We start from the raw sequence: 20635 nt of genomic DNA, 5'->3' as shown, positions 1-20635 counted from the left end.
ACCAATCCTTAACCATGTTGCGCTAGCTTGGTGGGGCGTCCGTCGCGAGGTTCCGCCATGGAACTGCTCCTTCTCCTCCTGATGATCCCTCTCGCCTGGCTCTGGCTGCTGCCGGGCCGCATCGCCAAGCGCGCCAGGAAATACCGCTTCGCCGGCATCGGTGCGCTGATCCTCGCCATCGCCGCCGGCTGGATCGGAATGCAGGTCACCGCCAGGCCCGACAACGCCCCGGTGGACTATGCCGCCGGCGACAACGACCTCCGCGCCATACTGAGCCAACCGGACAACGCCCCGCGCTACAGCTTCCGGGAGTGATGGGGTCTAGCTGCTCCCCAAATGTGCCGGGGATGACTCCGGTGATCACGGCAGCGTCCGCACGTTCAGCCCGTCATCCAGCCACACCGGCCTTGCCACGCTGCCCGGCGTGACGCGCCCGAGCCCGGTCGCGCCGATGGCCTGCGCCGGATAGAGCGAGGCCATGCGGAGCGCCTCTTCGAGCGGCAGGCCGAGGCTGAAATGGGCATAGCGCACTGCAGCATCGAGCGTCAGGTCGGCGCCCGCCAGCGTGCCGTCGGCGAGCCGAAGGGCCCCGTCCTTGCGGAAGATCGTCCGGCCGTTGAGCTCGAAGCTGGTGAGGTCGGTCCCCGCCTGCGACATGGAATCGGAGACGAGGAATATCCGCCCCGGTCCGGCCTTGCTGCGCAGCGCGATGCCGATCGTCGCCGGGTGCACGTGAATGCCGTCGGCGATCAAGCCGGCCCACACGCCGCCATGATGCAGCGCCGCGCCGGCGACGCCAGGGTCGCGATTGCCGACCTGGCTCATCGCGTTGAACAGGTGCGTCGCCATGGTTGCGCCGGCCCGGATCGCCGCCGCGGCGACTTCGAACGAGGCATCCGAATGTCCGATGCTGACGATCACGCCGGCCCGCGTCAGCCGCGCGATCTGCTCCGGCGTCACCGTCTCGGCGGCGACCGTCACCAGCAGATGGGGCAGGGTGCTCCGGGCCCGCTCCAGCCGCACGAGGTCGCTCTCGTCCATGGGCCGGATCAGCCGGGGATCGTGCGCCCCCTTGCGCGCCAGCGACAGGTGCGGCCCCTCGAGGTGCAGGCCGAGGAAACCGGGCGTTCCAGCTCGCGCCGCCGTGGCGCCGGCAGCCAGCACCGCGTCGGTGACCGCAGGTGCGTCGGTGATGTGCGTCGGCAGCAGGCCGACCACGCCGAAGCGGGCATGGGTGTCGCAGACGAGGGCAAGATCGGCCGCAGTCGTGCCGGGTCCCACCAGGTGCCCGCCGCCGCCATTCACCTGCAGGTCGATGTAGCCGGGCACGAGCAGACCACCATCGAGGCGCACGATCTCTGCATCGACCGGGGCCGGGCCGATGGCAACGACCTCGCTGCCCTCGACCACGAGGGCGGCGTCGTCATGGAAGGCCTCGCCATCGAAGATGCGGGCGCCGAGATATGCTGTGGTCATGAGTGATGCTTCCCCTCACCCCGGCCCTCTCCCCAGAGGGGAGAGGGAGCGATGCGGCGGTGGCGGTGGTCGGGCGTCCCCTCTCCCCTATGGGGAGAGGGTTAGGGTGAGGGGCAGAGCTTGGTCGACAGAGCCTCAGTCTTCCTGGGCCATGGACTTCTTGAACTGCGGCAGGTGCTTCTGCTGCGCCTCGATCATCCGTTCGCGATAGACGCCGTAGATGATGTCGGTGTCGTGCAGCGTCACGCCCGGGATGGTCGGGGAGGCGAAGACCGGCAGCTCGATGCCGCGATCGGCCAGCTTCTGCGCGCTCTCGGCCAGCAGTTCATGCATCATCATCATGGCCAGCACGGTCGACGACCCGGCAACCGGACGCGACCAGCCCTTGATGTCGACGATCGCGTCTTCCACCGGCGAGCCGGTGTCGATGACGATGTCCGCCGCGTGCGGCAGGCGCTTGCCCGACGAGTGCGTGGCCGGCTTGCCGGCGTTGGACTTCGCGGTGATGGCAATCACCGTCAGCCCGCGCTTCTTGGCGTAGAGCGCCGTATCGATGCCCGAAGCGTTGGAGCCCGAGTGGCCGAAGATCACGATGGTGTCGCCGGCATTGAGCGGCTGGTGGTCGAGGAACTTCTCGGCATAGTTCTCGGTGCGCTCGAGCCACAGCAGTTCGCGCACGCCGCCGGCGCCGAGGATGTTGTGCCACATGACGCGCGGGTCGGTCAGCGGGTTGAAGCCGACATAGGAGCCATAGCGCGGATAGGTTTCCTGCACCGGCAGCACCGAGTGGCCTGAGCCGTAGAGGTGCACGAGGCCCTTGTTGGCCAGGGTCTCCGCCACCGCGGAGGAAGCCTTGTCGAAGGCGTCGGCATTGGCAGCGGCCGCCGCTTCGGCGATCTTCACCAGCTTGCTTATGTATAGGGTGGACATGGGTTTGCCTTTCAGAACAAAGCGTTACACGTAGAGGGTGGAGCGGATCTCGTAGCGGTCCGCGCGCATGGTGGAGAGGGCGTATTCGAACGGCCCCCTTGCGTCATAGGCGATGCGTTCGACCTCGAAGGCCGGGGTGCCCGCCGCAAGCTGGATGAGTTCGGCATCGGCTTCGGCGACCCGCCCCACGCGATAGACTTCCTTGGCCTTCACCGGCGTGATGCCGCAGTGCTCGCGCAGCCAGCCGTAGAGCGATTGAACGTTGGCGGCATCTTCCAGCAGCCCCGGCACCCGCATCTCGGGCAGGTGGCTGGCCTGGATGCCGATGGGCAGGCCGTTGCCGAGCCTGAGGCGCTTGAGCTGCACCACCGGCTCGCCCAGCGCGATCTCGAGCGCGTCGGCAATCTCTTCATCCGCCAGCACCCGGCGCGCCTCGATCAGGCGCGTCCCGGCGGCCAGCGACAGGGTCTTCATCTCGTCGGTGAAGCTGGTCAGCCCGCGCACGCCGGCCACCACGGTGGCCGAGCGCACGAATGTACCCCGTCCATGCTCGCGCCGCAGCAGCCCGGCTTCCTCGAGGTTGCGCAGCGCATGCCTGAGAGTGATGCGCGAGATGCCGAGCATCTCGCCGAGGCGGTCCTCGTTGGGAATCTGCATGCCCGAGCTCCACTCGCCACGCTCGATCAGCTCGCGCAGCGTCGTCTCGGCCTGGTGCCACAAGGGTTCCGGTCGCCGCCGGTCGGGCTTCACGAGACCTGCCGGTTCATCCATGCCCATCCCTCCAGTTGACCCCGTAGGCCCCCGCGAAAGCGGCGCCCACCAGTCCGGCCTTCGGCCCGAATTGTCCCGGCCTGATGCCGATCGTGCGCAGGTGCGGCGGCAGTTGCCGCCTGAGCGCCGGCAGCACGATCGGCGCCAGAACGTCCACCGAAGCCGCTACGCCGCCGGCGAGGATCACCGCCTCGGGGTCGAGCAGCGCCACCGCCCCGGCAAGCGCCGTACCGAGGGCATGCATCGGCGCCTCCAGCGCCTGCAGCGCCTCCGGATCACGCGACCGTGCCGCACGAACCAGTGCCGAGCCATCGGGCAGGCCGATGCCGGCCGCAGCCGCATCGAGCGCCCGGCCCGACGCCTGGCGCTCCAGCCACCCGCTGCGATCTTCGCCGGCATCGGCGACGTCGGCCGCCGCCCAGCCGAACGAGCAGGCCCCGCCACCACTGCCCGTAACGATCCGGCCGCCGGCCAGCACGGCCGAACCGATGCCGGTTCCGATGGCGAGCAGGATGGCATCCGAGAGCCCGTTCGCCGCACCGGCCTTGGCCTCGGCGAGGAGCGCCAGTTGCGCATCGTTGCCGAGCCCGATCGAGATGCCGGGCAGCGCGTCGGCGAGGTCGAGTCCGTCGAGATAGCTCAGGTTCGGGACCCAGCGGCAGGTCGTCCCCTGCGCGAGGCCGGGTATGCCGATGCCCAGGTGGGTCGCCCCGTGCGCGATCAGCAGCTGCCTCAGCTGTGCGAGGAAATCCTCGCGGGCCTGCGGCGCCGGCCACTCCCCGACAGCGGTCACCCCGGCCGGGTTCGCGCTGTCCGCGATGCCGGCACGCAGGCGCGTGCCGCCCAGGTCGATGGCGAGGATAGCCCTCATCCCTTCACCCCCGATGCGACGACGGAGTCGACGAAAAAGCGCTGCAGGATCACGAACAGCAGCACCGGCGGCAGCACCGCGAGGGTGGCCCCGGCCATCACCAGCCCGGTGTTCATGGCCCCCCGGTTGTAGCTCAACAGCCGCGAGAGCGAGATGACGATGGGGTACTGCTCGGCATTGCCCTGCAGCACGGTGAGCGGCCACAGGTAGCTGTTCCAGTGATAGACGAAGGCGAACAGCACCAGTGCTGCGATCGCCGGCATCACCGCCGGGGCGACGATCTGGAACAGCACGCGCAGTTCCGACGCGCCATCGACGCGCGCGGCCTCGATCAGCTCGTCCGGCACGCCCTTGATGAACTGGCGCATCAGGAAGATGCCGAAGGCATTGGCGAGGTTGGGCACCACGACGCCGGCGAGGCTGGCATTGAGGCCCAGATAGCCGGTGATCCGGTAGAGCGGAATCAGCGTCACGATCGGCGGCAGGAACATGGTCGCGATCAGCAGCCCGAACAGCGCTTCCTTGTAGCGGAACTCGTACTTGGCGAAGGCGTAGCCGGCCATCAGGCTGGTGACGATGATCGCCGCGGTCGTGGTCAGCGCGATGATCGCCGAATTCCAGAACGAGCGGCCGAGGCTGACCACGTCCGACACCTGCGCATAGGCATCCAGGTTCGGGCTCGCCGGCAGCCACACCGGCGGCACCTGCATCGTCTCCTGCGGCGTCTTCAGGCTGGTGAGGATCATCCAGGCGAGCGGGAAGGCCGCGATCACGGCGGCGGCGATGATGGCGAGCACCAGCAGCGCCTGCACCGGGGTGGCGCGATGGCGCGGTCGGGCGAGCACGCGACGGTCGGCGGCGGGGACGGTGGTGGCGGTCATTGCGTCTTGCCCTCCCGCGAGCGGGCGAAGGCGAACAGCGCCGCAATTGCGACGATCAGCGCCAGCATCAGCGTTACCGCCATGGCCGAGCCGAGCCCGCCCTGCGCGCGCTCGATGCCGACCCGGCGGATGTGGAAGGTGAGCACGTTGGTCGCGTTCACCGGGCCGCCCTGCGTGATCAGCGCCACCGGCTCGAACACCTGCACGGCGTTGATGATGCAGATCACCGCGGAGAACAGCAGCGTATTGCCCAGCAGCGGCAGCGTGATCGCGAAGAACCGCTGCACCGGATTGGCTCCGTCGATCCGGGCCGCCTCGTAGAGCGAGTCCGGGATCTGCGTGAGCCCGGCCACGGCAAGCACGGTGAAGTACCCCACCTGCTGCCAGACGTTGAGGAGCACGATCGAGACCAGCGCCGTCTGCGGCGAACTCAGCCAGGTCTGCGGCGGAATGCCGATCCAGCCCAGGATCTGGTTCAGCGGGCCCTCGGTGGGCGAGTAGAGCTTGGAGAACACCAGCGCCACGGCAATCATCGGCACCATGTAGGTGGAGAACAGCACGGTGCGGAGGAACACTCCGCCCGGCGCCAGCTTCTGGTGCACCAGGAGGCCCAGCAGCACCGAGAGCGGCAGGATGATCGCGACGCTCAGCACCGTGTAGATCGCCGTGTTGACGAGCGCCGCCTTGAAGTCGCGCCCCACGGAATTGCTGGCGAAGATGTCGATGAAGTTCTGGATGCCGACGAACGTCGCCGTCTCGAACCCGGTCTGGGTCGACCAGCTCTGGAAGCTCAGCCAGATGGTGAGCAGCATCGGCAAGAGGATGAAGACCCCGATCAGCCCGGTGGCGGGCGCGAGCATCGTGATCGCCGATCGGTGCTGAGTGGAGTGCATGGAAGTGTGTTCGTCTCTGGCCTGGGTGCCCCAATATCCCCCCACCCTGTCCCTCCCCCGCAAGGGGGAGGTGACCTGCGCTCACGAGTCTTCGTCCCATCAGCGCCGGTCGTTGTGTGAGGGTCTCCCTCCCCCTTGCGGGGAGGGACAGGGGTGGGGGTGCTTTCGGCCCCGGGAGTGGTGAAGGCGGGCCCAACCCGCCCCCCTGCGTTGTTACTTCGCTGCGTTGCGCGCGAGGATCTCGGTCGCGTCGGCCTGTGCGGTGGCCTGGGCATCGGCGGCCGAGAGCTGGCCGAACTGGATGGCTTCCAGCGTCTTCTGCAGCGATTCCGAGAACTCCTGGCCGCCCAGCACGACCGGGAACGGCTTGGCGTTGGCAAGCGTCTCGGTATAGCCCTTGAGGAACGGGTCGCTCGACAGCCGGTCGGCGAAGGCGACGCCATCCGAGGTGCGCGAGGGCAGGATGCCCATCGACATCAGGATGTCGCCCATGGCCGAGGCGCCGTTCGGGCCCGATTCCGGCCCGTTGAGCCAGTTGAGGAAGTCCCACGCCGCGGCCTGCTCGTCGGCCGGCGCCTTGGCGTTGACCACCGTCATCCACGAGTAAGAGATCGAGCGGGCGGTGTCGCCGGACGGGCCGACCGGGATCGGGGCGGTCGCGACATCGGCGAAGGCATCGCCCATGCCGGCCTTCAGCGCCGATTCCCACCAGTTGGCCATGATGATCATGCCGGTCTTGCCCGACACGAAGCTGTCGAGGAACGGCCCCGTGGTATTGGCGTCGGCGGTGGCCATGGCCGGGTCGGAGTAGCCCGACTTGATCAGCTTCTCGTAGAGCTCGAAGGTCTGCTTGGCCGCTTCGCTGTCGAGCGTCGGCTTGCCGTCGACGACGAGGTCGCCGCCGTTCGAGACGAGCAGCGACGAGAACGGGTGCAGCACGCCGGCGGCCCACGAATTGATCAGGCCGAAACCCTGCTGGCCCTTGGACTTGTCGGTCAGCTTCTCGGCCGCCGCGAGGAATTCGTCCCAGGTCTTGGGCGCTTCGGCGATGCCGGCCTCGGCGAACAGCTTCTTGTTGTAGTTGAGCGCGTAGACGTCGATCTCGTTCGGGATGCCGTACAGAACGCCGCCGATCGAGGCCGCGCCGATGACGCCGGCCGGCCAGTTGGCCTTGGTGTCGGCCGCGATCGCATCGGGAACCGGAGCGACGAGCTTGTCCTTGCTCAGGTCCGGCAGCCAGGCGTCGTAGATGCCGGCAATGGTTGCCCCGCCGGCGCCGCCACCCGAGGTGCGCAGCGTCGTCAGCAGGTCGCCGAACGGCACGGCGCGCACCGTGATCTTGGTGTCGGGGTGCGCGGCGGTATAGGTCGCCGCGGCAGCTTCCAGCTTGGCCACCGTATCCGGCGCCCAGTGGGTAAGAAAGGAGACGTCGGCGGCCTGCACCAGCGCGGTGCTCGACAGCAGGACTGCAACGGTGCCGACGGCACCCAGCGAAGCCCGGAAAAGCATGATTGGAATTCTCCCTGCAGCGCCGAGACACGCTTCATGCCCGGCTGACCCCACAGAGTTATGACGTTATAACGACTTTGGTCAAGGGGTCGTTTCAAGCCTGCGGCGCCCCACGCCCGACGCCCGCATGCGTCACGGGAATGAGGGGTCGAGCAGGGCAACGGGGGTGGGGCGCGGTGGCGGCCACGCCTGTGCTATCGTCGGCCGGAATGTCGAGGGGACCGAATTGGACAGGCTGGAATGCGACAGGATGTTCGTCGCCGTCATGGAAACGGGCAGCTTCACCGGTGCCGCGGAACGGCTGGGAACCAGCTCCGGCCAGGCATCCAAGCTGGTCTCGCGCCTCGAGGGCTATCTGGGCGTGCGCCTGCTGAGCCGAACGACCCGGGCCGTGTCCGCCACGGAGGCAGGGCAGGCCTACTTCGACCGCCTGCGCCCGTTGCTGGATGAGTTCGACAATCTCGACGCCGACCTGCGTGACGCCTCGCATGCTCCGCGTGGTCGCGTGCGGCTGACGGCACCGCTGACCTTCGGCAGCATGGAGATCGCGCCTGCCCTGAACGAGTTCGCCTGGAGCTTCCCCGACATCGAGCTGGACGTCAGCTTCTCCGACCGCGTCGTGAACCTCGTCGACGAGGGCTTCGACCTGGCGGTCAGGGTAGGGCGCCCCGGGGACTCGAGCATGATCGCGCGCAAGCTCTGCGACATGCGGATCATCGTTGTCGCCTCGCCGGACTACCTCACTCGACACGGAGAGCCGTCGGCGCCCGCCGACCTGTCGCGGTTCGACTGCATCATCGACACCAATTTCAGGGAACCGGGCCGCTGGCCGTTCGGCGGCGATGGCGAGAAGCAGTTCAGCATCCAGGTGGATGGCCGGATTCGCTATTCGAATGCCGAGGCCGGCCTGCAGGCCGCCGAAGCGGGTCTGGGGCTCGCCTGCGTGCCGAGCTTCGTTGCCAGCAATGCCCTGCGAGCGGGCCGGGTCCGTCGGGTGCTGCAAGGGTTCGAGCCGGAGCCCTATGCGGTCCACGCCCTCTACCCGCACAGCCGTCACCTGGCCGGCAAGGTCCGGGTCCTCGTCGACTTCCTTGCCGAGCGCTACCGCGGCACGCCGCATTGGGATGCAGGCTGGTAGAGTTCTTCCATTTTGGATGCAATCAACTTCCAGAGTGATAGATTATCATTAAGTGCAGAAGGGGCCATTTCCTCTCCATGAACACGACGCCATGCGTCACCAAGGAGACATCATGACCATCGCTTCTTCGACCGCCGCTCGTCCGGCTCTCTTCGCCGGCATTTCGAACACCGACCTTGGCGCCACCGTGCTGCGCGTCTCCATGGGCGGGCTGTTCCTGGCCCACGCCTGGCTCAAGCTCGTCATCTTCACGCCTGCGGGCACCGTTGGCTACTTCGAAAGCCTCGGCTTTCCGGGCTTCCTTGCCTATCTCGTCATCGCCGCCGAGCTTGCCGGTGGTGTCGCGCTCATCGCCGGCGTCTGGACCCGCTGGGTTTCGCTGGCCCTGGTTCCGGTCCTGCTCGGCTCGATCTACGCCCCGCACGGTGCGGCCGGCTTTTTCTTTTCGAACGAAGGCGGCGGCTGGGAGTTTCCGGCATTCTGGGCGATCGCCCTCGTCGTGCAGTCGCTGCTCGGTGACGGCGCCTTCGCCGTCAAGCGCAGCCGCAAGTAATCGCCTCGATGTGGCCGCGGACCCCCCCGCGGCCATCCCCTCACGGGAGTGAATGCAAATGACCGACGCGAATGAGTTCTTCGATATGCGTGCCGCTCCGATGCGGATCGGCACTGTCCGGCTGAAGGTCCGCGACCTCGATGCGGTCTCGAGCTACTACAAGGCCCTGCTGGGCCTCAACGAGGTTTCGCGCAACGATCGCGAGGTCGTCCTGGGCAGCGGCAAGACTCCGCTGCTCGGGCTCGAGTCCGATCGCAACCTCGCCGCCAACGACCGGCGCCAGGCTGGGCTGTTCCACACGGCCTTCCTGATGCCGACCCGCGGCGATCTCGCCCGCTGGCTCCGTCACGTCGCCGACGAAGGCATCCGCCTGCAGGGTGCGTCGGACCACATCGTCAGCGAGGCGCTCTATCTCGCCGACCCCGAGGGCAACGGCATCGAAGTCTATGTCGACCGCCCGGTCGCGCAATGGCTCGACGCCGGCGGAAATATCCAGATGTCCACGGACCCGTTGGACGTCCAGGACCTTCTCGGCGCCGCGGGTGATCGCACCTATCTGGGCTTCCCGGAGCAGGGAAGCATCGGCCACGTCCACCTGCAGGTCGGCGACACGCGGGCGGCTGACCGCTTCTACAGCGATGTGCTCGGTCTGGTATCGACCGTCGACTACCCGGGCGCCAGCTTCTACGGCAGCGGTGGCTACCACCACCAGCTGGCCGGCAACGTCTGGAACAGCCGCGGCGCCTCGCGGCGGCCGGCCGGCATGGCGGGCCTCGACGGTGTCGAGATCATCGTCAAGGACCCTGCCGAGATCGGCAGGATTGTCGCAAAGGCGGAAGCAGCGGGCATCGAAGCGGTGAAGTCCGACGCCGGCACGACGCTGCGCGACCCGTGGGGCACCGCGCTCACGCTGAAGAACTGAAGTGTGGGCCGCCGCTCGTCGAGCGGCGGCCCAATCCAGCACAACGCGGGATCAGCAAGTCGGCAACGCCGATCCAGACGTCTGGATCGGCGTAGCGAGAGGCCCGCATTCATTCTCCCCTTCTGAGCTGAGCAGCCGAGGGTCGCGGCTCCATCGAGATCATGCCCAGCTTGCCGCCTGACGGCTCGAGGTTCCACGTGCTTCTCAACACGACGGTGCCGGGTGGGAAGAAGGGCAGCGACTTCGTCGCCTACAATATCGAGGGCTACTACAACGCCACCAGGAAGGAACGACGGGCCGGCGCTCCATCAGGAAGAGTGCTGGTTCGAGGTCGCTTCCACGCGGTTGGCCCAGGTCGACAGGCCAAGTGCCAGGACGACGAATACGGACGCCGCGGCGAAGACCGCCTGAAGTCCGGACCCGCTGGCCATGCCGCCGCCGCCCGAGCCCAGCGAGAACAGTGTTCCCATGGCCGATGCGCCGGTGATCAGGCCCACATTGCGGCCCAGGGCCAGCATGGCAGAGGTCACGCCGCGCTGGTCCCTGGGGGCCCCGGTCATGAGCGCCGTATTGTTGGCGGCCTGGAACAGGGCATAGCCCGACGTGATCAGAACGAGGCTGAAGACATAGCCAGCAAGGCCGAGACTGCCCGGCAGAAGCATCATGGCGACCGTTCCGCCGAAAAGTGCCAGCAGCCCGAAATAGCCGGCCACGGTCGAGCCGCTGCGATCGATGATGCGTCCGGCGGGCAGGCCGACGATGGCGGAGACCGTCGGCCCGATCGTCATCACCAGACCGGCACCGGCCGTGTCGAGGCCGAGCACGCCGGTGAGATAGAAGGGGCCAACCACCAGCGTCGTCATGACGATCGCGGAGACGAGGCCGATGGAGAGCAGTCCGGCGGCGACGGCGGGTCGCCTGAGCCGATCGAGCTGCACCAGCGGCGCCGCAGCCCGCCCTTCGATGTGAACAAATGCGACCGTGCCCAGTACGGCTACCCCACCAAGGGCGGCGTTCACTATCGTGAAGGGGCTCAGTGTCGTCGCCAGCGCGAACGCCGCAATGGTCAGCATGAGCGCCAGGGCGCCGGGCACGTCGAAGGCCGGCCGGCGATGAACCGTCGCGACGGCGGGCAGCTGGGTGCCGATGAACAGCGCGGCCACCAGGCCGGCGCCAGCCATCAGCACGAAGATCGACGGCCAGCCGAACATGCCTATGAGCAGCCCACCCAGCGACGGTCCGGCGGCTGTGCCGATGGCCGAGACGGTGCCGAGCAGTCCGATCGCGGTGCCCGAGCGCTCGGCCGGAACCGCATCGCTGACCGCGGCGACAGTGAGTGACATCATCATCGCTGCGCCAACGCCTTGAATGGCCCTGGCGAGGACGACCACCCAGATCGTCGGCGCAAGCACGGCGCCCAGCGACGCCAGGGAAAAGATGGCAATGCCGGCAAGGAGGAGCGGCCGGCGGCCGAGCAGGTCGCCCAGTCGGCCGGCGGTGACGAGCGACGAGGTGACGACAACCAGATAGGCAATGACGACCCACTGGGCTTCCTGGCTCGAGACGTCGAAAGCCGCGCGCAGGCTGGGCAGGGCGATGTTGGCGACGCTGATGCCGAGAGACGGCAGCAGCATCGCGAGGGACAGGGCGGCGAGGCGCCAGCCCTGACCATTTGAGGTGAGTTCGGACACCGGACTAGCGAGCGGCAGGCGCCGGCGCCTTGACGAGGACACCGACCAATTTGCGCGCGACCGGCGCGACGACCAGCACCACCGGGAACGCGATCAGCCACGACGGCAGCCAGGCGCCGATCCAGATGTTGAGGAAACCGTCGACCAGGCCGGCGTTGCGGAAGGTGGCGATGCCGGAGACGAGGAACGACATCAGTCCCGAGAGGATGAAGCCGAACAGGACGGGGGCGTAACGAGCAGGCATTTGATGCTCCTGTGGAGTGAATGCCCAGCAGTTACGCTTCGGCTCGCTATTGCGGAACACGCAACGTTTGCATCTTATTCGTGCACGAGACGCCACATGGGACAACGCCGATGCCCGACTTCAATCTGCTGGTGACGCTGGATGTTCTGCTTTCCGAAGGCAGCGTGGCGGGAGCGGCGCGACGCTTGCGGCTGAGCCCCTCCGCGATGAGCCGGGCGCTGGCCCGGCTGCGCGAAGTCACCGGCGATCCACTGCTCGTCCGGGCCGGGCGGCGGCTGGTCCCGACGCCGCGGGCGCTGGAACTTCGCGGTCAGGTCGGCACGATCGTCGAGGGAGCGCGGATGATCTTGCGCCCGGCCGAGAAGCTCGACCTCGCGACGCTGGAACGTCGCTTTGTCCTGCGCACGAGCGAGGGCTTCGTGGAGACGTTCGGTCCGCGCCTTGTCGCCCGAATCCGCGAGGAAGCACCCGGGGTGACCCTGCAGTTCGTTGCCAAGCCCGACAAGGAGAGTGCGCCGCTGCGCGAGGGCGAGGTTGACGTCGAAACCGGCGTGATCGACACGACCACCGCGCCGGAGATGCGGGCGATGCCGCTGTTCGAGGATCGCTGGATCGGCGTCGCGCGCGACGGTCACCCGGTTCTGGAGGCGCGCGTCACGCTTGATCGCTATGGAGCGGCCGAGCACGTGCAGATCCTGCGGCGCGGCCTGCACAGCTCCGAGGTCGATGAGGCAGCACGGACGGCCGGAGCCGAGCGCCGGGTCGGCCTGATCGTGAATGGCTTTGCGTCGGCCATCGCGCTCGCGCGTGACACGGACCTGATCGCGACGGTTCCCGAGCGACACACCGCGGGGTTACGACGCGGCGTCAGTACTTTCGCGCTGCCCTTCGCGATATCCGGCTTCACGGTCTCGATGCTCTGGCACCCGCGCATGGATGGAGATCTGGCGCATCGGTGGCTTCGCTCCTGCCTGCGCACTGCGTGTTCCACCGGCAAGACCCGCTGATCGTCCACGGTGCGCAGCGGCGCAGCGACAGGGCCTCCCTTTCGCCTGTTTGCAGGCTTGCTTCGGCAACGGGCCGGGCCCAGAACTGTGGCACCATGGCCGTACCGCTCGTTTCCACGAAGCTGAACCTGCCGGTGCCGAGGCCCCGCGTCGTCTCGAGGCCGCGGCTGCACGACCTGCTCGACCGCGGCCTCGAGAGTAAGCTCACGCTGATCTCGGCGCCGGCGGGGTTCGGCAAGACGACCCTGCTGGCAGACTGGCTGGCACAGCCGGGGCACGAGGCGACCTCGATCGCCTGGCTATCGCTCGACGAAAGCGACAATGAGCCATCGATCTTCTGGTCGCACCTCGTCGCTGCAGTGCGCACCGGCTACGCGAAGGCGGGCACCGCCTTTCCCGACGTGCCCGCCGCGATGCAGCCGGACCAGGCACTGGTCGCGCTCCTGATCAACCAGCTCGCCGCGGCGGAGAAGCCCCTCGCCGTCGTCCTCGACGATTTCCATCTGGTCGATCACAAGGACATTCACGGGCAGCTCGCTTTCCTTGTCGAGCACCTGCCACCCAACGTCCACGTCGTGATCAATACGCGTGCCGACCCGGCCCTGCCGCTTGCCCGGCTGCGCGTGCGCGGCGACCTGGTCGAGATACGGTCGACCGAGCTGAGGTTCACCGCCGACGAAGCGGTGACCTACCTCAACGACGTCATGCACCTGGGCCTCTCGCCCGCCGACGCCGAGAAGCTGGAGCGGAAGACCGAGGGGTGGATCGCCGCGCTGCAACTGGCTGTACTCTCACTGGAAGGCCGCGACGATGCCGCGGCCTTCATTGACGACTTCGCCGGCAGTGGCCGCTTCGTGGTGGACTATCTGGTGGAGGAAGTGCTCGGGCGCCTTGCCGACGACGTTCGCGATTTCCTGATGACCACGTCGGTCCTGCGCCGCATGAGCGCACCGCTCTGCGACGCCGTCACGGGCGAGCCGGGCAGCGGCCGCAAGATGCTGGATCGGCTCGAGCGCCAGAACCTGTTTCTGGTGCCGCTCGATGACCACCGCCAATGGTTCCGCTACCACCACCTGTTCGCTGACGTCCTGCGCGGCCACCTCTCCGAAACCCAGACGCAGGCTTTGCCCGCAATTCATCGCCGGGCCAGCATCTGGTTCGAGGCTCACGGGGAGCGTGCCGAAGCGATCCATCATGCGCTCGAGGCGGAAGACTACGAGTGGGCCGCCGACCTGATCGAACGCGCCATCCCCGAGATGCGCAAGCATCGGCACGAGGCAATGTTTCGCGCCTGGATGAAGCCGATCCCCGACGCCGTGGTCCGCAAGCGGCCAATGCTCGGCATTGCCTACGCGGGCGTGCTGACGTCGCTCGGCGTCTTCGACGGCATCGAGGAGCGGCTCACGGCTGCCGAAGCGGAGGTCGTCAAGCTCCCCGATCCCAAGCCGCTGCTGGCGCATGTCGAGCTCTACCGGACAGCGCTTGCGCAGGTGCGCGGAGACGTCGAGGCCGCCGCCGGGCACGCCCGTCGAGTGCTGGAGCTGGCGCCGGTCGACGACCATCTGGCGCGGGCCGGTGCGGCAGGGTTCCTGGGCATCGTGTCGTGGACCAGGGGAGAGCTCGATGAGGCCGCCAGTTTCTGGACCGTTTGCCGTGACGGGCTCCGCGACCAGGGCCATCGCGCCGACGTTCAGGGAACCACGATTGCACTCGCCGACATCCGCAATGCACAGGGCCGCCTCACCGAAGCCCTGCGCCTCTGCGAGGCGGCGCTGAGCGTTGCGACCGACGACGGCCGGCCGGTCGCGCGCGGGATTGCCGATATGCATGCGAGCCTCGCGTTTCTGCACCTCGAGCGCAACGAGCGCGCAATGGCCCGCGACCATCTCGACCGGTGCCAGGAACTCGGCGAGGGCTGGGGGCTGGCGCAGTATCCTTACCGCTCGCGGGTCGCGCGGGCTCGCCTCGACCTGGCCGAGGGCAGGGGCGCGGAGGCGCTCGAGCACCTGCAGGAAGCCGAGCGGCGCTACATCAGCGACTTCTTTCCCAACGTGCGCCCCGTGCCGGCCCTGATCGCCAATGTTCACATCCGCATGGGCCGGCTCGATGAAGCCGGGCAATGGGCGCGGGCGGTCGGGATCGGATCCGAAGATTCGCTCAGTCACCTGCGCGAGTTCGAGCACAAGACGCTGGCGCGGCTCTTGCTCGCGCTCGGCGACGCGGGTTCGGTGGACAGGGCCCTGGGTCTCGTCGAGCGCCTGGCCCAGGCGGCGGCACAGGGCGGACGGAAACGCAGCCTCATCGACATCCACCTGCTCGCGGCACTCGCGCACAAATCGCGACATGACAGTCCTGCGGCCGTCGACGCGCTTCGGCGCGCCATCGCGCTGGCCGAGCCGGAGCGCATCTGCCGCCCCTTCATCGACGAAGGTGCGGGTCTCGTCGGTCTCGTCGGGCAGTTGAGCAGGCGCGAGGCTTCATCGACCTTCGTGCGCAGCATCGCGCTGACCGAGGGTGGTGTTATCGAGCCGGCGCTACGCGAGCATCCGGAACTGATCGAGCCGCTGAGCGACAGGGAGGCCGACGTCCTCCGGCTGTTGCGCAGCGACCTCAGCGGTCCGGAGATCGCCGATGAACTGAGCGTCTCGCTCAACACGCTTCGCACCCATACCAGGAACATCTTCGAGAAACTGGGCGTGAACAGCCGCAGGGCCGCCGTCCGCCGGGCCGGCGAGCTCGACCTGTTTTCTCCGTCGACCCGCGCCTAGCGGAAAAGAAAAAGCGCAAATCACCGCGTCCGCTCACCACATCTGGTGAAGCGGGCTCACCACGCCCAGCGTCATGGTCCTCCTCAGCGAACTGCGGTTCGCCACGACAATGCTGAGGACATCATGACGACGAGCTCCGATAGCTCAAGCCCATCCGGAACCTACGATATCCGTGTTCGCGGCCATCTCGACCAGCACTGGGCCGACCGGCTCGGTGTCCCCGAGCTGATCCACGAAGCCGGCGGCGTCACGCTGCTGCGTGGCGTCACTGCCGATCAGGCCGTTCTGCACGGCCTGCTGCAGCGCATCCGTGACCTTGGCGTGTCGCTCGTCTCCGTCGCTCACGTCCCACCCAAGACCGTCACCTGATCACAGCCCCTGAGGAGGACTACCATGACCACCACCTCTGCCACCGCCAATCGCCTGCTCTCCGCCGACCATCTCATCCGCGCCACCGGGCCCTTCGCCATCCTGGCGGGGCTGATCTTCGCCGGCATCCAGCCGATTCATCCGCCCGATTTCGTCAGCTCGGTCACCACGACACCGTGGGCCGTCATCATCTCGCTCAAGTTCGCGATGTGCCTGTTCTTCATCGTGGGCACCGCCGGCCTCTATTTCCGGCAGATGAGCAGGGCAGGGTGGCTTGGCCTCACGGCCTTCATCCTGTTCGCCCTGAGCTGGTGGCTGCAGACGGGCTACGTCTTCGCCGAGCTGTTCCTGTTGCCGCCGCTCGCTCCCGTCTCGCCAGAGTTCGTCGACAGCCTCCTCGGCATCGTGAACCAGCATCCCGGCCGGCTCGACATCGGCGCCATGGGAGCCGTCTACGGCGTGCTGAGCGTGCTCTATCTGGCCGGTGGCATCCTGCTCGGCATCGCGACGGTCAGGGCCGGTGTCCTGCCCAAGGTCCCCTCGATTGTACTGGCGCTGGCCGCGCTGCTCACGCCCGCCGCTGCCCTGCTGCCGCACGAGTTCCAGCGCTACGCCGCGATCCCGATGGGCCTGGCGTTCGTCTGGCTCGGGTTCGCCCTGTGGTTCCCCCGCAAGTCCATCGCCAGCCCGTCGCGTGCCAGGACCGCGGTCGCCGCGGCGTAGCCGGTTCGATCGGCGAGCGGCGGAAATGCCGCTCGCCTGCCCCCATCAGCTCTGGTCGAGGAAACCCCCCGATGCCTCCGTTCTCCACCCTGCGTCTCACTCTGCTTCGCGCCTGCTACGCCGTGCTTGTCGTCGGCACCTCGCTCCGCTACGCGCCCGTCTACATGGACGGGCTGTCCAATCTGCCGCGCATGGACGGCGCTGTGGTCGCACTCCTCAGTGCCCTGGGCGTCCTGTCCGTCGCCGGCCTGTTCTCGCCGATCCGCATGTTGCCGCTACTGGTCTTCGAGATCGGCTGGAAGCTGATCTGGGTGTCCACCGTCGCCCTGCCCAAGTGGCTCGATGGCGCGCTCGACGAAGGCACGCTCTCGACGCTCTTCAATTGTGCCGTGGCGCTGCCATTCGTCTTCATCGTGCCGTGGCGGCATGTGGCATCGACCGTTCTGGGCAAGGCTGAACCCTTCCGCGGCACTGCCTCCACTCAGGGGAGCGCGATGTGATCGCATACCCGGTGCTGTTCAGGTAGAGGGTGCCGATGCTGACTCCGGCATGTTCCGCGATTCTGTTTGTATTGAAGGCCGCTCGCCCTTCGATCCGAAGTATCCGGGCAGCCGCTTCCAGGATTGCCGCGACGGTTGCCTGGGCCCGTGCTTGCCTGGGTTTGCGACGCTGTTCGAGAACTGTGGTCTTCCTGGGCTTCATCGAGCCTGAGCTCCAATTCCGGTGCGAGGTCAAAAACGAGCAATCCTCGCCTGAAGCCCTGATCTGACACAGATGAAATCGGCCGTGCACGCAGCAATTCGCGGTCGCCTGCCGGCCAAGGGGGCGCCAGCAGACGCCCCCTCATCGTGTGACCCTCACGCGGGCTGGAAGAGACCCCAGCGGCGCTGGCCGGACATTCCGCGTAGCGTCACGATTGCGACAATCACCAGCATCACGTCCGCCACCGGGCTGGCGATCCAGATGCCGATCTCGCCCATGAAACCTGGCAGCAGGAAGATCATCGGAAGCGCGAACAGATAGGTCCGCGACAGCGCGAGGATCGCCGAACGGCGTACGTCGCCGAGGCTTTGGAAATAGCTTGCGATCATCATCATCGGCCCGAAGGTGAAGTAGAGGGCGAGAAACACAGGAATGATGCGATCGACCGCCGCCAGGACCTCCAGGTCGGCGGTGAACAGCCTGCTCACCTCATGCCGGAAGCCGATCAGCACCACCTCGACCACCGCCGAGTAGGCGAGGCTCGCCCACAGCGACAGTTTCAAGCTGTCGTTCGACCTCTGCCAGAGTCCGGCACCGGCATTGTTGCCGACAAGCGCCTGCAGCGCGAGGCTCATGCCGAGCAGCGGGAAGAAAGCCAGCGACACGATGCGCGTGACGATGCCGTACGCGGCGACCTCCTGTTCGAAGTGAGCCGCGCCAACGGTTCCCAACGCGTAGATGGTCGCCGCCGCCGCGAGCGAAATGCCGATGAACGTAAGGCTCCGGGGAGCGCCCAGTGCCAGAATCTCGCCCCAGCCATGGCGACAATCTCGCAGGTCCTTCAGCGACAGCGTGAGCCGTGCCCGACCCGAGACGCGGTAGTGCACGATGAGCATCAGGGCGAGCAGCTGCGCGACGGCCGTCCCCATCGCCGACCCGGTAACGCCCAGGCCGAGCCAAACGATGAAGCCGTAGTTGAGCACCACATTGGCGAGGGCGACGCATATCCCCGCGACCGCCATGAAGCCGATGCGTCCCTCCGTGCGCAAGGCGTCGGAGTGCAGCGAGAGCAGGAACAATGCAGGTGAAGTGAAGATCGAGATGCTGAGGAAGTTGTAGCCCATCGTTGCGATCGAATGCGATCCGCCCGCCGCCAGGTTGACCAGCGGCCAGCCGACGAGTGCAAAGATGGCGGCCGCCGCCGCACCGATGCAGAGCGCGATACCGTGCGCTCCCGCGAACACGCGCCGGGCATCGGCGTCGCGTCCTGCGCCGAGCAGGCGACCAAGAATACTGGCCATTCCGGTCGAGACGGCGGTGGCCAACGCGATGAGCAACATCGAGATCGGGAACACGAGCGTCACCGCGGCAATCGCCTCGGGCCCGACCAGTGCGCCCAGAAGGATGGCATCGACGACCGTCAGCACGCCATTGAGACTGGTGAGCAGGACGATGGGCAGAGCTGTCCTGGCGAAGGTGCGGGGGATCGACCCGGTGAGAAAGACATTGGGGGGATTTGCCGACATGACAAAGCATCCTGGTTCAGCCTGGGGCGCGTCGCGCCGCACTCGGCTGGTGAAGAATTCGAATGGATGAATGCGATCGCTGCGGGCTCGATGGGAGCCGCGTTCGATCAGGTCAGGTCGGACAGTTGAGCGAACTCATGCCGTTCTCCATCAGCAAGGCGGAGGCAATGAAGATGGGGCTCGCGTTGCCATCGCTCCGCAGGCGAGGAGTGATACGGCCAGTTCAATCAGGAGTTCACCACGACACGATGTCGGCGAGCGGCCGGTCCCTGAAACCTTGGGCAGCGCAATAGTCGGCCTTCGGCCCGGCGTCAAGCGACTTGGCAGTTGGCGGCGGTCGACGCGCGTTCCCGGATCCCGACGTTGCTGTCTTCCTGGCGCTCGCCGCAGTTGGGGGCAGGCCGATATCTGTTGGGCAGGCCGCAACGCGGCATCGATGGCGATCCCCCGCGGAGTGGATGACACACGCTCCCGTTGTTCGACTTCTCGCTGCGATTGTCACATGCTTGTTCCTGCACCCGATGGTGAACGAGCCCCCGAGACCTGGAGCCAAGCGGAGCAATGCCGAATCCGGAACGGACTGCACTCTGCCAATGTCACGTTCGCCACCGGACTTACCGCCCGAGGCGACCGCGCCGGGGGAGCGATCCGGCCGAGACTGCGCAAGGTTTCTTTCGACATGCTCTCAGCCGGCAGCGCGTGATGCCAACGCAGCGGGCAACGGAGCACAGCAATGCCTGAACCGGAGCGCTATGACGTCGTCGTGGGCCAGACGGCGATGCTGGCAGGGCTGCCTTATGGTGCGCTTCGGGACGCCATCCTGGCGCATCCAACGATGGCCGAGGGGCTCAATGCCCTGTTCGGTGCCGTCCCGGCCCGCGCCGATCGAGGCGCGTGACATCGATGACAGTATGCGGCGGCGCGCGCCCGACCCGACACCAGGTACGGCGGACCGTTCCGGATGGTGCTCCGAGGAGAATTCGAGGAAGGCGAGGGACGTGGAAAAGAGCGGCGATCGGAAGTACATCGAACTCAGCATTCCCAACGTGGAAGCACTCTTCAACAGGCTCGATCCATCACCGTTCCGCTCCAAGGATCTGGCGCGCGATGCCGAGGACTTCATCGTAGGCTGGGCGCGCGAGTACGGTGTTTCCGCGCGCCTCGCCCTGAGAATCTATGTTACGGACTCGGCCGGCAAGGACGCATCGGAAATGGTGCGGGAGGCGATACACAATTTCTTTGCCTATCGGGCTCAACTCACCCGACTGGAATTCCGCCGCGTCATGGCCGAGGGCAGGGTGGGCCTGGCGATCGGCTTGGGCTTCCTGTTCACCTGCCTCTTCATCCGGGCCTTCCTGCCTCTCGGCGGCAGCACCGTGTTCTCGTTCCTGTCCGAGAGTCTCACCATCGCCGGCTGGGTGGGCATGTGGCAGCCGCTGCAAACCTACCTGTATGATTGGTGGCCGTTGCGCCGCCGGCACCGCGTGTATTCCGAGTTGAGCCGCGTCGAGGTCGAATTGGTCGCTCAGGACCGCAGGGCGAGCGGCTCGGGATCGTGACCGGGCACGGACCCTGGCGGCGCAGCATGTCGGCAACCGGATCGGGTGGCCCGTGACCGGGTCTGTCCCGCGCAGGACGAGACGTGTCCGGCCATCCCGGAA

The 20635-nt window shown here is 67.2% G+C and carries 22 protein-coding genes; 11 read left to right on the top strand and 11 right to left on the bottom strand.

Annotated elements, in window-relative coordinates:
- Positions 1-57 precede the first annotated feature (57 nt).
- Complete coding sequence (locus tag J0I99_RS11320) at positions 58-315, top strand: hypothetical protein (protein ID WP_291391756.1); 258 nt, start codon at positions 58-60, stop codon at positions 313-315.
- 45 nt (positions 316-360) lie between these two features.
- On the opposite strand, the gene nagA is transcribed toward J0I99_RS11320, so the two are convergent.
- The 7 genes from nagA to J0I99_RS11285 form a co-directional block, all read right to left on the bottom strand.
- Complete coding sequence (gene nagA, locus J0I99_RS11315; RefSeq protein ID WP_291397671.1) at positions 361-1476, bottom strand: N-acetylglucosamine-6-phosphate deacetylase; 1116 nt, start codon at positions 1474-1476, stop codon at positions 361-363.
- Between the two features lie 135 nt (positions 1477-1611).
- Positions 1612-2406 carry a sugar isomerase domain-containing protein gene (locus J0I99_RS11310; protein ID WP_291391754.1) on the bottom strand — a complete coding sequence of 265 codons (795 nt, stop codon included), beginning with the start codon at positions 2404-2406 and terminating at the stop codon, positions 1612-1614.
- A gap of 24 nt (positions 2407-2430) precedes the next feature.
- Positions 2431-3177, bottom strand: a complete 747-nt coding sequence (locus J0I99_RS11305) for a GntR family transcriptional regulator (protein WP_291397669.1) — start codon at positions 3175-3177, stop codon at positions 2431-2433.
- Positions 3170-4048 (bottom strand): ROK family protein, encoded by an 879-nt coding sequence (locus tag J0I99_RS11300; RefSeq protein ID WP_291397667.1) that lies wholly within the window; start codon positions 4046-4048, stop codon positions 3170-3172. The genes J0I99_RS11305 and J0I99_RS11300 overlap by 8 nt, the downstream gene beginning before the upstream one ends.
- A complete protein-coding gene (locus J0I99_RS11295; protein WP_291391751.1) occupies positions 4045-4929 on the bottom strand; it encodes a carbohydrate ABC transporter permease in 885 nt (294 codons plus the stop codon). Before J0I99_RS11295 ends, J0I99_RS11300 begins: the two co-directional genes overlap by 4 nt.
- Positions 4926-5789, bottom strand: a complete 864-nt coding sequence (locus tag J0I99_RS11290) for a carbohydrate ABC transporter permease (protein WP_291397665.1) — start codon at positions 5787-5789, stop codon at positions 4926-4928. The genes J0I99_RS11295 and J0I99_RS11290 overlap by 4 nt, the downstream gene beginning before the upstream one ends.
- 246 nt (positions 5790-6035) lie before the next feature.
- Positions 6036-7331, bottom strand: coding sequence for an ABC transporter substrate-binding protein (locus tag J0I99_RS11285; RefSeq protein WP_291397663.1), 1296 nt, complete (start codon positions 7329-7331; stop codon positions 6036-6038).
- Positions 7332-7557: 226 nt separating this feature from the next.
- On the opposite strand from J0I99_RS11285, the gene J0I99_RS11280 reads away from it, so the two are divergent.
- The 3 genes from J0I99_RS11280 (at position 7558) to J0I99_RS11270 (ending at position 9944) form a co-directional block, all read left to right on the top strand.
- Entirely contained in the window at positions 7558-8469 is a 912-nt protein-coding gene (locus J0I99_RS11280; protein ID WP_291397661.1) for a LysR family transcriptional regulator, read from the top strand.
- Positions 8470-8581: 112 nt separating this feature from the next.
- Complete coding sequence (locus J0I99_RS11275) at positions 8582-9022, top strand: DoxX family protein (protein ID WP_291390416.1); 441 nt, start codon at positions 8582-8584, stop codon at positions 9020-9022.
- Between the two features lie 58 nt (positions 9023-9080).
- Complete coding sequence (locus J0I99_RS11270; protein ID WP_291397660.1) at positions 9081-9944, top strand: VOC family protein; 864 nt, start codon at positions 9081-9083, stop codon at positions 9942-9944.
- Between the two features lie 308 nt (positions 9945-10252).
- Here the strand turns inward: J0I99_RS11270 and J0I99_RS11265 are convergent, their stop codons facing one another.
- A complete protein-coding gene (locus tag J0I99_RS11265; protein WP_291397658.1) occupies positions 10253-11635 on the bottom strand; it encodes an MFS transporter in 1383 nt (460 codons plus the stop codon).
- Positions 11636-11639: 4 nt separating this feature from the next.
- Positions 11640-11879 carry a DUF2798 domain-containing protein gene (locus tag J0I99_RS11260; protein WP_291390419.1) on the bottom strand — a complete coding sequence of 80 codons (240 nt, stop codon included), beginning with the start codon at positions 11877-11879 and terminating at the stop codon, positions 11640-11642.
- Positions 11880-11989: 110 nt separating this feature from the next.
- On the opposite strand from J0I99_RS11260, the gene J0I99_RS11255 reads away from it, so the two are divergent.
- The 5 genes from J0I99_RS11255 (at position 11990) to J0I99_RS11235 (ending at position 17246) form a co-directional block, all read left to right on the top strand.
- A complete protein-coding gene (locus tag J0I99_RS11255) occupies positions 11990-12886 on the top strand; it encodes a LysR family transcriptional regulator (RefSeq protein ID WP_291397656.1) in 897 nt (298 codons plus the stop codon).
- 95 nt (positions 12887-12981) lie between these two features.
- The gene (locus J0I99_RS11250; protein ID WP_291397654.1) at positions 12982-15654 is read left to right on the top strand and encodes a LuxR C-terminal-related transcriptional regulator; all 2673 of its coding nucleotides are present in this window, start codon (positions 12982-12984) and stop codon (positions 15652-15654) included.
- A 123-nt stretch (positions 15655-15777) separates the two neighbouring features.
- A complete protein-coding gene (locus J0I99_RS11245) occupies positions 15778-16023 on the top strand; it encodes a hypothetical protein (protein WP_291390764.1) in 246 nt (81 codons plus the stop codon).
- Between the two features lie 24 nt (positions 16024-16047).
- The gene (locus tag J0I99_RS11240; RefSeq protein WP_291397652.1) at positions 16048-16746 is read left to right on the top strand and encodes a hypothetical protein; all 699 of its coding nucleotides are present in this window, start codon (positions 16048-16050) and stop codon (positions 16744-16746) included.
- A gap of 71 nt (positions 16747-16817) precedes the next feature.
- Positions 16818-17246 (top strand): hypothetical protein, encoded by a 429-nt coding sequence (locus J0I99_RS11235; RefSeq protein WP_291397650.1) that lies wholly within the window; start codon positions 16818-16820, stop codon positions 17244-17246.
- Here J0I99_RS11235 and J0I99_RS20300 read toward each other — a convergent pair.
- Positions 17155-17448 (bottom strand): TetR/AcrR family transcriptional regulator, encoded by a 294-nt coding sequence (locus J0I99_RS20300; RefSeq protein ID WP_367115392.1) that lies wholly within the window; start codon positions 17446-17448, stop codon positions 17155-17157. The two genes, J0I99_RS11235 and J0I99_RS20300, sit on opposite strands and share 92 nt — an antisense overlap.
- 155 nt (positions 17449-17603) lie before the next feature.
- A complete protein-coding gene (locus J0I99_RS11230) occupies positions 17604-18974 on the bottom strand; it encodes an MATE family efflux transporter (protein ID WP_291397648.1) in 1371 nt (456 codons plus the stop codon).
- A gap of 733 nt (positions 18975-19707) precedes the next feature.
- On the opposite strand from J0I99_RS11230, the gene J0I99_RS11225 reads away from it, so the two are divergent.
- Positions 19708-19872, top strand: a complete 165-nt coding sequence (locus J0I99_RS11225; protein ID WP_291397757.1) for a hypothetical protein — start codon at positions 19708-19710, stop codon at positions 19870-19872.
- Positions 19873-19972: 100 nt separating this feature from the next.
- Positions 19973-20533 carry a hypothetical protein gene (locus J0I99_RS11220; RefSeq protein ID WP_291397646.1) on the top strand — a complete coding sequence of 187 codons (561 nt, stop codon included), beginning with the start codon at positions 19973-19975 and terminating at the stop codon, positions 20531-20533.
- The last annotated feature ends 102 nt before the right edge of the window (positions 20534-20635 follow it).

Source organism: Devosia sp. (assembly GCF_017307495.1).
In the GTDB taxonomy this organism is placed as follows: Bacteria; Pseudomonadota; Alphaproteobacteria; order Rhizobiales; family Devosiaceae; genus Devosia_A.
Note: the sequence above shows the minus strand (reverse complement) of the source record. Positions and strands in the feature narration are given on the sequence as shown.

Coding starts and splice junctions, on each gene's coding strand:
- J0I99_RS11230 (WP_291397648.1), bottom strand. CDS start 18,974: ATGTCGGCAAATCCCCCCAATGTCTTTCTCACCGGGTCGATCCCCCGC.
- nagA (WP_291397671.1), bottom strand. CDS start 1,476: ATGACCACAGCATATCTCGGCGCCCGCATCTTCGATGGCGAGGCCTTC.
- J0I99_RS11250 (WP_291397654.1), top strand. CDS start 12,982: ATGGCCGTACCGCTCGTTTCCACGAAGCTGAACCTGCCGGTGCCGAGG.
- J0I99_RS11255 (WP_291397656.1), top strand. CDS start 11,990: ATGCCCGACTTCAATCTGCTGGTGACGCTGGATGTTCTGCTTTCCGAA.
- J0I99_RS11310 (WP_291391754.1), bottom strand. CDS start 2,406: ATGTCCACCCTATACATAAGCAAGCTGGTGAAGATCGCCGAAGCGGCG.
- J0I99_RS11270 (WP_291397660.1), top strand. CDS start 9,081: ATGACCGACGCGAATGAGTTCTTCGATATGCGTGCCGCTCCGATGCGG.
- J0I99_RS11295 (WP_291391751.1), bottom strand. CDS start 4,929: ATGACCGCCACCACCGTCCCCGCCGCCGACCGTCGCGTGCTCGCCCGA.
- J0I99_RS11235 (WP_291397650.1), top strand. CDS start 16,818: ATGCCTCCGTTCTCCACCCTGCGTCTCACTCTGCTTCGCGCCTGCTAC.
- J0I99_RS11320 (WP_291391756.1), top strand. CDS start 58: ATGGAACTGCTCCTTCTCCTCCTGATGATCCCTCTCGCCTGGCTCTGG.
- J0I99_RS11275 (WP_291390416.1), top strand. CDS start 8,582: ATGACCATCGCTTCTTCGACCGCCGCTCGTCCGGCTCTCTTCGCCGGC.
- J0I99_RS11260 (WP_291390419.1), bottom strand. CDS start 11,879: ATGCCTGCTCGTTACGCCCCCGTCCTGTTCGGCTTCATCCTCTCGGGA.
- J0I99_RS11305 (WP_291397669.1), bottom strand. CDS start 3,177: ATGGATGAACCGGCAGGTCTCGTGAAGCCCGACCGGCGGCGACCGGAA.
- J0I99_RS11240 (WP_291397652.1), top strand. CDS start 16,048: ATGACCACCACCTCTGCCACCGCCAATCGCCTGCTCTCCGCCGACCAT.
- J0I99_RS11285 (WP_291397663.1), bottom strand. CDS start 7,331: ATGCTTTTCCGGGCTTCGCTGGGTGCCGTCGGCACCGTTGCAGTCCTG.
- J0I99_RS11225 (WP_291397757.1), top strand. CDS start 19,708: ATGCCTGAACCGGAGCGCTATGACGTCGTCGTGGGCCAGACGGCGATG.
- J0I99_RS11290 (WP_291397665.1), bottom strand. CDS start 5,789: ATGCTCGCGCCCGCCACCGGGCTGATCGGGGTCTTCATCCTCTTGCCG.
- J0I99_RS20300 (WP_367115392.1), bottom strand. CDS start 17,448: ATGAAGCCCAGGAAGACCACAGTTCTCGAACAGCGTCGCAAACCCAGG.
- J0I99_RS11245 (WP_291390764.1), top strand. CDS start 15,778: ATGACGACGAGCTCCGATAGCTCAAGCCCATCCGGAACCTACGATATC.
- J0I99_RS11300 (WP_291397667.1), bottom strand. CDS start 4,048: ATGAGGGCTATCCTCGCCATCGACCTGGGCGGCACGCGCCTGCGTGCC.